Raw genomic sequence first — 13,860 nt, forward strand, 5'->3', positions numbered from 1 at the left:
AAAATGATTAAAATAAAACCCTTCTTACTTTTTTTAATAGTGACATTATTTGCGCTCAAAGTACAGGCTCAAAAAAAAGAAAATGTGCTAATGATAGTTATAGACGATTTAAATGACTATCCGCTTGCGCCAAAGTTTAATAAGGTAATCACGCCTAATTTAGATAAGTTTACATCAGAATCATTAAACTTTTCTCAAGCCTATTGTCCAGCCCCCATATGTAACCCATCTCGGGCAGCTGTACTTAGTGGTGTAGCACCAAATAGAAGTGGTGTCTACAATAATAAAGATGCTTGGGAAACCAGTGCGCCAGTAAATAATAGTTTGCCCATGCCAATGGCTTTCAAACAAAATGGCTATACAACATTGTGGTCTGGTAAATTATGGCACGGACATACTACGCCTAAAAAAGCGATGCTGGATATTTGGTTTGATGAATATATAAAACATGAAAACTTTGCACCTTACCCTGTAAATCCAGGGATTCCTGTAGATATTCTTAGAAAAAAAGATGGAAATACCAATTTTGAAGCTATGGATTTGCCTGATGAAGAGTGGCAAGATACTCGAACGGCAAACGAAACGATTGAACGGTTAAATACAGATTATGATAAGCCTTTCTTTATGGTTTGTGGTTTTGTAAGACCTCATAATCCATGGACTGCTCCTGAGCGTTTTTTCGATATGTATAATTTGGATGATATCATTCGTCCAAACATGAAAGCTGATGATTGGGACGATATCCCAGCAATTGCTGAAAAAATAAGATCACACGGTTTAGATTTTGATAAATTGGTAGCCTCAGGGAAATGGGAAGAATTGATTCGGTCTTATCTGGCATGCATATCGTTTGTAGATTGGAATTTGGGTAGAGTTTTAGATGCTTTAGAAGATAGCAAATATGCCGAAAACACAACCGTTATTATATGGTCAGATCATGGTTTTAATGTTGGAGAAAAAACACACGTTGGTAAACAAGCACTTTGGGAACAAACTACCCGAACATTGTTAAAAATAAAAACATCTAAATTAAAGCATCAAGGAGAAACAAGTGATAAGACTGTAAGTTTGTTAGACCTTTATCCTACCATGGTCGATTTGTTTAAGTTAAAAGGTGTGCCAGAAAATCAGTTGGATGGAAAAAGTATTGCGCCTCTAATTAAATGTCCAGATAAAAAATGGTCTCAGCCCGTGGTGACTACTTATTTAAAGGGGAATCATGCGGTTAGAGATAATCAATTCAGGTACATCAAATACCGTGATGAAAGTGAAGAGTTGTATGACTTAAATAATGATCCTGATGAGTTTAATAATCTGGCTAACGATGCTAAGTATGCTTCCATTAAGGCGGCATTAAAAAAGCATATTCCAACAACCAATGCCGAACCTTCAGGACAAAATGCGAAACCAAAAGGTAAAAAAAAGAAAGGTGAAAAGCGAGGTGTTAAAAAGAAGAATTAATAGTAGAATAGCCTTTGTAAAAGGTTTAAAAATGAATTATACAATTATGAAAAATTATCTTTTAATGTTATGTATGGTGTTGCCTTTGTTGGGCTGTAAGGCTCAAGTTGATACACCAAATGCAAAACCTAATGTTCTGCTTATTATGGTAGATGATTTAAAACCTGCTATCAATGCTTTTGGAGATAAACATGCCTTAACCCCAAACTTAGATAAGTTAACAAAAAAAGGAATGCGTTTTGACAATGCTTATGCAAATCAAGCCGTTTGTGCGCCTTCTCGTTTCACACTTATGTTAGGGTCTCATGGTACCAATACAGGACTGTATAGTTTAGGAAATAAGTTAAGAGAAAAGATTCCTAATGCAGTAACTATGCCTCAATATTTTGCGAAGCATGGTTATAGAACCGAATCTTTAGGGAAAATATTTCATATCGGTCATGGAAATCCTGGGGATGATCAATCGTTTAGTGTGCCACATTTTAAAGATAAAGTGGTTGAATATGTGTTGCCTGAAAGTACAGATGGCGGACAGCTTACTATAGAAGAAGCTTATTTTCAAAATAAAGCAATATTAGATGATAATGGCGCTAAATTACCTAAGGGAGCTGCTTATGAAGCTCCTGAGGTTGAAGATGAAGCCTATGCCGATGGTAGAGTAGCGAATGAAACGATTAAAAGATTAAGAGAAGCAAAAGAAAGAGGAACGCCTTTTTTCATAGCATCTGGTTATGCCAGACCACATTTGCCTTTTTGTGCGCCAAAAAAGTATTGGGATATGTACGACCCGAATATGCTTCCTGTTACCAATATTAACCAAATGCCTAAAGGCGCCCCAGAAGGTGCAGGTAAGAATATTTTAAGTGAAATTGGGAATTACAAACCAACAACCGAAGCATTGTTGCATACCGAGGAATACAAAAGAAAATTAGTACATGGTTATTATGCTTCTACCAGTTATGTTGATGCTCAAATAGGTAAGGTAATTGATGAACTGGATCGTTTAGATTTAACCAAAAACACCATTATTGTACTTTGGGGAGATCATGGTTTTCATTTAGGCGAATTAGGCATTTGGACCAAACATGTCAATTATGAAATTGCAACCCACATACCAATTGTTGTTGTTGCAGAAGGGGTTACAAAACCAAATTCATCAACCCAACAATTTGCTGAAACTGTTGATGTTTTTCCAACGCTTTGTGAATTAGCAGGATTGCCCCAACCTAAAGAAAATGTAGTACAGCCTATTGATGGTGTTAGTTTAGTACCGGTGCTAAAAGATTCTGAAGCACGTGTTAGAGATTACGCGTATCACTATTATCCTAAAAAACAATTAGGGATTGGTAGAGCGATTAGAACAAACCAATACCGAATGGTAGAGTGGACAAAGAAAGGAAAAGAACCTGTATATGAGCTTTATGATTATACAGATGGTGATTTAGAAACGGTTAACATCGCTGAACAAAATCCTGAGATAATAGAAAAACTAAGCAGTATTTTGGCGCAATACCCAAAGCCTAAGCCTAAGTTTGGTAAGAAAAAAAATAATAAATAATATAAAATATTATTGATAAAAATAAGTCCAGTTAATTAATTAACTGGACTTATTTTTTGATACCATTTCTGTAACTGTTCAGTATATGTTTTTACCTTACTAGGGTGTTTTTTCGCGACATTATTATTTTCGCCTACATCCTTTTTTAGGTTGTATAATTGTGGGTTTGTGCCATCATAATCGCAGTAAAATTTCCATGCTTTATCTCTAATAGCTAAATCAGGTAGGTTGCTATGACCTTGATATGATTTTCTGTCAGGTGGTCTGCTAAAATAAATTGGTTTACAATTTTTTGAGTTTGATTTACCTAATAATACCTTACTAAAATCTTGTCCGTCAATGCTGTTTTGTTGCCATTTTTTACCAGCAAAAGCATTTGCCAAAGCAAGTAGTGAAGGTTTAATGTCGATAGCCGAAAACACTGTTTTTGTGTTTCGGGTTCCTTGTTTTGTTTCATCTATTAATGTTGGTGCCCAAACAATTAATGGAGAACGCACACCGCCCTCATAAAGCATTGCTTTTCCGCCTTTGAGGCCTCCTGTAGAGCCTCCTAGGCCATTTTCTTTTTCAGCAGGACAACCATTATCTGAAGCTATTAAAATAATGGTATTGCCTTTTAAATATGATGAATTCTGAATATAGTCAAATAGGGGTTTGAATTGTAAATCCATTTCTTCTAAAACGGTATTGTATCTGTTTGCTCTTTTATTCCAGTTTTTAATGGATGAAAACCAAGGCCTATGAATATCGTCGGGCCAGATGTTAACAAAAAATGGCGTTTCGGATTTTTCAGAAGTTTTGATAAAATCGATGGCGGCATTTGTAAAGCCTCCTGTAATTTTAGAACGTTGCATCCAAGTTATTGGACCTCCTAAAATTTCTGCGCTTTCCCAAAGTTTACCATCAATAATTTTATCAGGATTTTGAGAATCTGGGTGTTGCGTTAAAGGGAGTAATTTTGGCCCCAAACCTTCAAAGTTTGTTAAAGACTTATCAAAGCCATAGGTAGTAATTTCTGGTGCTTCTGTTACGTCTCGTTGACCGCCCATGTGCCATTTTCCAAAGTGTCCTGTCGCATATCCTAATTTTTTTAATTCACTCGCTATGGTCGAAACATTGGGGTCTAACCAATCTGACATACCTCGTTTTTTGTTGCTTTTCTTATTGTTTAAAAACGAAGTTATTCGATGTCTTTGCGGGTAATTCCCAGTAGTTAAAGCGACTCGTGATGGCGAACAAATAGGCGAGTTTACATAAAATTGGTCAAAACAAATGCCTTGAGAAGCTAAGGCATCTATATGAGGTGTTTTTGCGTCGTTATTTCCGTAGCAAGATAAATCTCCCCAACCCATATCATCAATAAAAATGACAACAATATTAGGTGGTTTCGCTTGCTGAGCATATGCACTTGCACTGATGAAAAAAATAAATATAAAATGTTTAATGGCGTTCCAGAGGTTCATAGTTGTTATTATTTATCAGCAAAAAGTTTTACTACTGCTTGAGATTCTTTTCCTGTGTCTTGCATACAAAATGATAGCATAACTCTTCTTGTTTTGTTAGATTGCCATTTTAATGGCGCATAGGTATTGATTGGTAAAGACCAAAGTTGATTGTTGCCTATTTTTGAACCCATATTAATAGACTCGTCTGCTATTGGGTTTTTATCACCCCAAGGAAATGCTGTAGCACGATTTTTATTAAAAGTGCCATTATGTAAGATTATAGATTTAATTGATTTTCCGTCAATCATATAATCAATTTTCATTCCTAATAGGGCGTCTTTGGTTTTTTGAATATCTAAGTTGTAAGCATTGTATTTTACTTGAATAGTATTAGGAACATTGTCTAAGGTAACTCCACAAAGCCCTTTTCCTAAATCTTCTTTTATGCCCATTCTTGCTGTCCAAGTACGCCAATCAAAATCGCCATAATCCCCTGAAATATCGCCTTCTTCTGTGCGACCTGTCCATTGCCAAGAACGAATGTAATCCGCATTAAAAGGCGTTGTTAAGTCTGTCTGCTCAGTTTTTGGTTTAAACTCCAAATACAAAATTCCTGGACTTGGAATGTCTAATTCTAAAATAGTTGATGTTGCCGTTAGTTTCTCTTTTACCAAAGCATCTGTGGATGATTTTTCTTGATAACTGGAATGATTGGCATCAATTCTGTACAAATACAAATCACCTTGTTTTAGGCTCAGTCCTTCTAAAGAAAGTGTAATGGGTGTACTTTTCTTTTTATTGGTATCATTCCATAGCAACACTCCAGTACCGTGTTCATCTGATGAAGCAAAACCATGGAGTCCATTCGGTTTGTTTTTTATGACCAGCGATTTTCTTTCGGTAGGCATTTTTCCGTACAAATAAAAGGCATGATAAATAGGACGCTTTTTTAATTTAGTGTCAATTAAACCGCCATAAATCATGTGTTCGTGGTGGAGGTAGCGATTCCAAGTTACAAAGGGTATGTCAGTCTGTTCTATAAAATAGTTGAGGTCTGATAAAAACTTAACAGCTCCTGTAGTTTCTTCTCTATTATAATGAAACGAATCTGATTTTCCCACCTCCTTTCCTGTAGCATAATGCTCATATTCAGTAAAAACAAGAGGTACCGTTTGAAAATCATCACTCAGATTACGTCTCGTAGTTTCAACAATCCACTTTACTCTGTCTGCAGGTCTTTGCTTGTTAGGCTGTTTTTTATTGCGTTTCACATTACTAAACCTTCCATAAGAATGGATGGAAAAATAATCAAGAGGTAAGTTTTTTGTCTTTACATTTTGAATAAACTCACTGCTGAATTCTTGGATATACTTTTCTGAATTTGCCATAGCAGGTCCAACAATTAAAGCGTCTGGGTCTGCTAATCTAATACTTGGTGCAACATGCTCGTAAATCGTATTATATGTTTCTATTTGGTTGCCATTATTGGTGTTTAAAAACTTGTTATTTTGGGGTTCGTTCCATACTTCCCAAAGTAATGGATGCATATTTTTATGCAATTTTACGTATTTACCAATACTTTTGCTGTACGCTTTGATGTTGTTAGGAATTTCTCTTTTTGATTCTGGAAATTTATTTGTTTTATCATTTCTGAAAACCAAAGGGGTTTGATATAAAGTTAGTATTGGTAAAGTGTTGTTTTTGTGTAACTCGTTGATATAATTTATGTTATCTTTATTTTTTTGGATTTCATTTTTAGAAATGATATCTCCATTTTGATTGACTAAGGCTCGAAAACTTCTGATTTTTAAATCTGAAAGCGGTTTCATCGCTTTTTTTACACCTAACTTTTTTAATCCTTTTATTTTTGGTACACCTTCTTGAAAAAGGCTGGCTTTTCCTTTTAATAAGGGGTAATAAGCAGGTTGAGACACATCAACATTTATGGTGGCAACCGCATTTGGTGTTGCGTTATTATTGACTACAGGGGTAACCGTTTTTTGTGCGCAAGAAGTGGCGAAAATCAATAAAATAATGATGTAAAAAGTGATGTTTTTCATAAGGCTATTTTTCAACAGATTTAGATTCTTCAATATAATTACTGGGTGATATATTAAACTCTTTTTTAAAGACTTTACTAAAATAATTAGGGTCACTATACCCCACCATATAGCTTACTTCTGAAACTGATTTACCGCTTTTTAGTAAAACAGATGCTTCTTGTAAACGTATGCGTTTTAAAAACTCAGAAGCGTTGGTTTTTGCTATTTTTTTAATTTTTAAATGCAACAACGCTCTACTAATCCCCATTTCTTTAGAAAGTTTTTCTATAGAAAAAGAAGCATTCATAAAATTATCTTTTACAATTTCGCTAAGCTTACGCATAAATTCTTTGTCATGGTTGTTTTCAGGTATAATAATCTCTTCATTTTTATAGATACTCAAAAAGCGTTCCTCAAAATTCTTTCTCGCTCGTATTAAGTTTCGTATAATTAAATCGAGCTCGTTTAAGTTAAAGGGTTTTTCTAAATAGGCATTGGCACCTAGTTTTAAACTTTGTACTTTATACAACTCCTTACTATTAGCCGTTAAAAGTAATAATGGAATGTGTTTGAATTCAGCACTAGATTTTAGTTGTTTACACAGTTCTAAGCCATTCATTTTTGGCATTTTTATGTCTGATATGATAATGTCTGGATATCTTCTGTTTATCTTTTCTAGGGCATCAAGACCATTTATTGCTTTGGTAACATTAAATTTTGAACTAAAATGCGAGCTTAAAAAACTCATGAGCTCTTTATTATCTTCTACAATAAGCATATTTGGATTTGTGGTTTTGCTAATAGAGGGTTCAATATGATTATCTTCCGTTTCTAATATCAAGTTGGGTTTAAATGATAGGGTTTTATTACCGTCTATAGTTTTAACACTTTTATCATTCATTTTTAAAACCAATGGTAGTTTTAAGGTAAACTGGCTGCCTTCATCTTCTTTGGATGTTACAGAAATTTGGCCTTCTAAAAAATTAACCAAACTTTTTACTAATGCTAAACCAATACCACTATTTTCAGAACTTTTTTCCTTGGCTTCATTATAAAAAGGCATGAATATTTTGCTAGCTTTTTCTTGAGACATACCAACACCTGTGTCAGTTAAAATAAATGTAATGGTGCTTCTTTTTTTACTATCTAATTTCGATTCAATTTGGCTTTCAAATCCTATGGTTCCTCCGTTTGGTGTGTTTTTAATAGCATTAGAAATTAGGTTGGTAATTATCATTTCTATTTTTTCAGCATCAAAATAACACAAGTATTCTTTGATGTTTGATTGAAATTTATGATGGATGTTTTTCTTTTCAAATAATGGATTAAAAGCTTCAAAAGTTTCTTTTATAAACAGGATGATGTCACCGCGTCTAAATTCAATATCGGCATGATGGGTTTCTATTTTTCTGAAGTGCATCAATTGAGACACCAAATGGTGCAGTTTGTTAGCACTTTTTTTAATACTAAACAGCTCTTTGGCAGTTTCTTGGTTGTAATTTCTGTACTTAACAAATTCTTCAACAGAGGCTATAATAAGCGTAAGTGGGGTTTTGAACTCGTGGGAAATGTATGTAAAAAAATCTATTTTGTTTCTGTTTATTTCTTCAATATTGGCTTTTTCTAAATTGGCTATTTCTACCTTGTGTTTTTGTTGGTGTATAAAACGTAAAAATCTAGAATACATAAATACGGACAATATAATTAAGAGTGTATATAACAAATAGGCGGTTTTGGTTTGCCAAAAGGGTGGTAAAATGGTTAAAGATATAGCACGTTCTGCACCATCATCTAAATTTTTAACCCTAAAAACATAATCGCCTGAGCCTATATTGGTATATGTGGCACTAGTTTTGTGCCCCACGTTATTATAGTTGGTTTCAAATCCCTCTAAAAAATAGGCGTAGTTGTTTTTGTCTAAGGTGTTGTAATTAATGGTATTGTAATCAAAAGTAATGACATTTTGATTGTGTTTCAAGGTGATGTGGGATGTTTGGTTGATTTGTTTTGAGAGGGTAGCCGAACTTGACTGGCTAGGAATAATTTCTGAATTAAACAATTTGAAGCTAGATATGATTAAAGGAGATTGTCCAGTTTTGGGCTTTATATTGTCAGGATGAAAATGTGTTAATCCTTTAACAGAACCAAAATAAATACCTCCGTTTTTGTCTTTAAATGATGATTTAAAGTTGAATTGATTGGCTACTAATCCATCACTTGTGGTAAAATTTGTGAAGTTGTTGTTGGTTATGTCTAATTTAGAAAGCCCTTTATTGGTAGAACACCAAATATTACCGTTATTGTCTTCTACAATACTGTAAACTGTTTCGTTAGGTAATCCATCTTTGCTGGTCCAGTTTTTAAATTTATCGGTCGTCTTATTCCATTTAAGTAGCCCGCCTTCTAAAGTTCCAAACCAAATATTGCCATTGCTATCTAAGTGTCCATCAATAATTTTATTGTTATTCATGCCTCCAAAAGTAGTTTCGATGGTGTAGTTTATTAAGGTGTCGTTTGCTGGATTGTAAACAAAGATTCCTGATGTTATAGTACAAAACCATAACCTCTTTTGGGTGTCTTCTAAAATATCGTACACAAATTTTCTACTCAGTTCACTTTTATGGAATAAGTCAAATGTGTTTCTGCTGTAATCAAAAACATTTAAACCCAAGTGTGTTCCAGCCCATAATTTTCCTGAGGAATCTTTAAATAAGGCATATACGTTATTATTGCTAATATGATGCTTTTTTCCTTTTGTGAATACTTCATTTTTTCCTGTTTTGGGGTTGTACCTGTTGAGTCCACCCTGAAAAGTGCCTATCCAAAACTGACCATCAGTGTCTTGTAGTAATGAATGTATGTTGGTGCTACTTAGCTTTCCAAGTGTTTTATTTAAGTAACTAAATGTATTTGTTTTGGGATGGTATATAGATACGCCTCTATCTTCGGTAGCTACCCAAAGATTACCTTGGTTGTCCTCTATGATTTGAGAAATGGCTTTTCCTGATAAGGAGTTTTTGTAATCATCAGGGAGTATTTTTTCAAAAGGTTTTGGGTGTAAATTAGTAAAATTCACACCTCCAAAATAAGTGCCAATCCATAAAAAACCATCGGGAGTTATATGGATAGCATGGATAGATTTATCGGATAAACTGTTTTTTGAGTTATTAAATGATTGTTTGAAGTGCTTTTTTGTTTTTTTAAAGCTATCGATAATGTACAAACCGTCTTCAGTACCAATTAAAAGTTCGTGGTTTTTAGTGCTGTTGATGCTTCTTACATTTGACCTTTCTAAGTTGATTTTTGGGTTAAAATATTTGAAAACATCTTGCTTAGAATCCAAATAATAAAGCCCTTTAGAAGTACCTGCCCAAATGGTATTGTCATTATCTTTATACAGAATATTTACGTTTAAGGTTTTTAAAAAAGAATTTGAAGCATCATCTTTTTCGAAGACATAATTTTTTACAGATGTTCCTAATGAGTCTAGTAAAATAATACCTCTAGCTGTGGCTAATAACAATGCATTGTTTTTATAAGGTAGGCAACTTTTAGCTATTTTTCGTTTTACCAAATGTTCTAGATGCTCTTGAGTGTTCATCTTAAACACGCCATTTTTTGAAGATATGTATAAAGTGCTGTCTGTATCTTTATAAAAATGATTGATTCTTCCTAAAGAATAACCATTTATTTTAATAGCCTTAAAGTTGTCTAGTTTTTTTATGTATTTAGCTAAACCACTATCAGTACCAATAAAAAGGTCGTTATTGCTAAATTCAATTTGAGTAATAACATTGCTTGGTAAACCAATTGTGTCTCCTTTTTTACGTTGGTAATAGGTTTTAATATGATACCCATCAAAACGGTTCAACCCTTCTCTTGTAGCAAACCACATATAGGTGTTATTGTCTTGGGTAATGTCGTAAACTGTGTTATGACTTAACCCGTTTTCAGAAGTAATTTTGTTGAATTCTATATCCTGAGAAAACCCTATTGTACTGAGGAGAATTAAAATTATCAATTGTAAAATTTTCATATTATTACTTTTATGCATATAAAAATCCGTAATATGTAATCATTAAACAAAATTACAGATACTTTGGACAAAAATAGAGATTGTAATTTGATTATTAAATTATTTTAGCTCAATAACTAAATCAATTCTAAACTAAATACAGGAAAATAATTATGGTTTTCAAAAAAAATCGACCGCTAAGAAATAGTTTGTTTTTATTTCTAGCCATGGCATTAAGTTTTTCAAATGCCTCTTTTGCCCAAAATCTTACTGTAACTGGTAATATAACATCTCAAGAAGATGGTTTGCCTCTAGCGGGAGTTAACATACTTATTGCTAATACTAATAAAGGTGCGCTATCCGATTTTGATGGTAATTATTCTATAAGCAATGTGCCTACTGATGCAGTATTTGAAGTGAGTTACTTAGGGTTTGAAACGCAAACCATTATTGTGGGAGATAGGAATACTATTAATATTGTGATGAAGGAAAGCACCGAATCATTAGATGAGGTTGTGGTAATTGGTTACGGAACATCAAAAAAATCTGAGCTTACCGAGGCTGTTAGTAGCGTAAAGAGCGATGAAATAATTCGATCTACAGGAACCTCTATAGAGTCAGCTTTACAAGGTAGGCTAAGTGGCGTTAGAGTTATTAGTAATGAAGGAACTCCGGGAGGTGGTTTAAATATTAATGTTAGAGGAACAACCAGTATTAATGGAAGCAATGACCCTTTATATGTAATAGATGGTGTGCCTATACTTAAAGAAAATGTTGTATCTGATCCAGATAATGACCCCATAGGGTATAATACATTACCTGCAGATCCACTTTCAGGATTAAATCCTGGAGATATTGCGTCTATTGAAGTATTAAAAGATGCCTCTGCAACAGCAATTTATGGATCGCGTGGTGCTAATGGTGTTGTTATAATAACTACAAAAAAGGGTAAATCTGGAAAGCTAAAGGTTGATTATGATGGTGCTTTCGGAATTTCAACGTTGTCCAATAAATTAGATCTTTTAGATGCTCCAGAGTACTATGAGTATCGGTTTTTAAAAGATCCAAATGATGGTGTATTTACCAATGAAGATAATAGGAACTATATAGGAGATAATCCTTTTGATAGTAATGGTTTAGGTATAGACTGGCAGGACGTAGTGTATAGAGAAGCCTATATGCAAAATCATAAATTTGGTTTTAGTGGCGGTAATGAAACGGTGCGGTTTTATACAAGTTTAGGGTATATGGACCAAGAAGGTATTATAGTAGGGAGTGAATTTAAACGATATTCGGGGTTAGCTAATATAAATGTTAATACCGAAAAATTTAGAATGGACGCTAATGTCAATTTTTCTCAAAGCATTAGAAATGGTGCGGTTTACGCTTCTGGTGGTCCAGCAAATGCATTTGTAGGAACTGTTAATAAAGTATTTTATGCGAGTCCATTAGGGGATGAAAATACTATTAATGATGTGTTTTTTGATGAAGATGATGATGAAGACGAGTTTTTTACAAACCCGTTTCTTTTTGCTACTGAAGCAAAAAATGATAATGTACAGACACGACTTACTGGTAATGTAACAGCATATTATGATATTGCAAAAAACCTCGAAGTACAGGCACGTATTGGAGGTAATATAAGTTTTAATTCACAGGAACAGTATTTTCCAAGAGAAACTACTTCAGCAGGAAGAAGGCTTAATGGCTTTGCGCAAATAAATAAAACAGATGCTACTCGATTTATATTTGAAAACTTATTGCGTTATAAGCTTGAAAAAGATAAACATAGCTTCAAAGCTATGGTTGGTTATACTCTTGAAAAGGGTACACGTAAAATTTTAAGGGTTGCTAATCAAGGGTTTGAAATTGATAATACGGGTGTGTTTAATATAGGTCTTGGTACAGATTTAATACCTCCAAGAAGTAATTACATAGAGCAATCTTTAAATTCATATCTGTCCAGAATTAATTACAACTACAAGAAAAAATATTTTTTAACCTTAACGGGTCGTATTGATGGCTCTTCAAAGTTTCCATCGGCTAATAAATACGCGTTTTTTCCGTCAGGATCGGTTGCATGGAATGTACACAGAGAAAACTTTCTTAAAAAATCAAACATTGTTAATAATTTAAAGTTGAGATATTCTATTGGTTCTACAGGAAATCAAGCGATACCAGCCTATTCATCGTTGGCATTATTGGATGATGTTACTTATAGTTTTGGAGGAGGTATTCAAACAGGATTAGTTTTTAGTCAATTGGCAAACGAAGATCTTAAATGGGAAACTGTGTATCAAAACAACGTAGGTATTGATATGAGTTTATTTAATAACCGTGTGGGTATATCAATTGATGCTTTTAATAAGAAAACTAAAGATGCGCTATTAGCAGTACCTGTTTCATCAGTTATTGGTTTGACAGATAGTAGCCCATTTCAAAATATTGGAGAGATAGAAAATAAAGGTATCGAGTTTAGTGTAAACACTACAAATATTCAAAAAGAGAAGTTTAGTTGGAATACTAATTTTAATATCTCTTTCACTGAAAACAAAATTGTATCATTAGGAGAAATATCAGAATTCTTTGCAGGTTTTGGAGATGACGCTTTTACTAATATTATTGCTTACAGAGAAGGAGGGGAAATAGGGGAGTTTTACGGTTTTAAAACAGATGGTATTATTTTAAGTCAAGACGAATTAGATAATGCGCCAACGTACACAAGCCATAGTATTGGTAGTTGGAGGTTAAAAGATATTAGTGGGCCAGAAGGTACGCCAGATGGTGTTATAGATGAAAATGACCGCACAATAATAGGCTCTAGTCAACCTGATTTTTTTGGAGGTATTACCAATAACTTCAATATAGGGAATTTAGATTTTAGTTTCTTTTTCGAATTTTCTGTGGGTCAAGAGTTATATAATGCTAACAATGCTAATCTAGAAAATCAATTAGGGAATAGAAACAAATTAAGCACAGTGTTAACCGATGCAACCAAATTTGATGAAACAGGGAATCTAATAAATGAAGGAAGGCTTCCAGCAATTGGCTCAAACGATATTCCTACACCTTTTGATGCTTTTGTAGAAGATGCTTCCTATTTACGATTACAAAATGTAACTTTAGGCTATACCGTGCCAGTTGCTGAAAAATTGAATATTACAAAACTACGATTCTATATAAGTGCTAATAATTTATGGTTATTAACAGACTATTCTGGATACGATCCAGATGTTAATACTACTAGAAATAGTGGTCTAGTGAGAGGTGTGGATTTTGGATCTTATCCAAAAAACAAAAACATCATTTGGGGCGTTAACTTAACCTTTTAAAACATTA

General features: G+C 33.7%; 6 protein-coding genes. 3 read left to right on the forward strand and 3 right to left on the reverse strand.

The window, feature by feature from the left end:
- Positions 1-3 precede the first annotated feature (3 nt).
- On the forward strand, positions 4-1,461 hold the full coding sequence (locus tag Q0739_RS09725) for a sulfatase (protein WP_298238531.1): 1,458 nt from the start codon (positions 4-6) through the stop codon (positions 1,459-1,461).
- 31 nt (positions 1,462-1,492) lie between these two features.
- On the forward strand, positions 1,493-3,019 hold the full coding sequence (locus tag Q0739_RS09730; protein WP_298238532.1) for a sulfatase: 1,527 nt from the start codon (positions 1,493-1,495) through the stop codon (positions 3,017-3,019).
- 35 nt (positions 3,020-3,054) lie between these two features.
- Here Q0739_RS09730 and Q0739_RS09735 read toward each other — a convergent pair whose 3' ends face one another.
- From Q0739_RS09735 to Q0739_RS09745, 3 genes are read right to left on the reverse strand one after another with little or no spacing between them, the layout of a single operon-like run.
- Positions 3,055-4,482: a sulfatase-like hydrolase/transferase gene (locus Q0739_RS09735; RefSeq protein WP_298238533.1), complete on the reverse strand. Its 1,428-nt coding sequence runs from the start codon at positions 4,480-4,482 to the stop codon at positions 3,055-3,057.
- 8 nt (positions 4,483-4,490) lie between these two features.
- Positions 4,491-6,524 (reverse strand): cellulase family glycosylhydrolase, encoded by a 2,034-nt coding sequence (locus Q0739_RS09740; RefSeq protein WP_298238534.1) that lies wholly within the window; start codon positions 6,522-6,524, stop codon positions 4,491-4,493.
- 4 nt (positions 6,525-6,528) lie between these two features.
- Positions 6,529-10,542: a hybrid sensor histidine kinase/response regulator transcription factor gene (locus tag Q0739_RS09745; RefSeq protein WP_298238535.1), complete on the reverse strand. Its 4,014-nt coding sequence runs from the start codon at positions 10,540-10,542 to the stop codon at positions 6,529-6,531.
- A 152-nt stretch (positions 10,543-10,694) separates the two neighbouring features.
- Between Q0739_RS09745 and Q0739_RS09750 the strand changes: the two genes are divergently transcribed.
- Entirely contained in the window at positions 10,695-13,853 is a 3,159-nt protein-coding gene (locus Q0739_RS09750; RefSeq protein WP_298238536.1) for a TonB-dependent receptor, read from the forward strand.
- Positions 13,854-13,860 lie beyond the last annotated feature (7 nt).

The organism is uncultured Algibacter sp., assembly GCF_947487605.1.
Taxonomy (GTDB): Bacteria; Bacteroidota; Bacteroidia; order Flavobacteriales; family Flavobacteriaceae; genus Algibacter_D.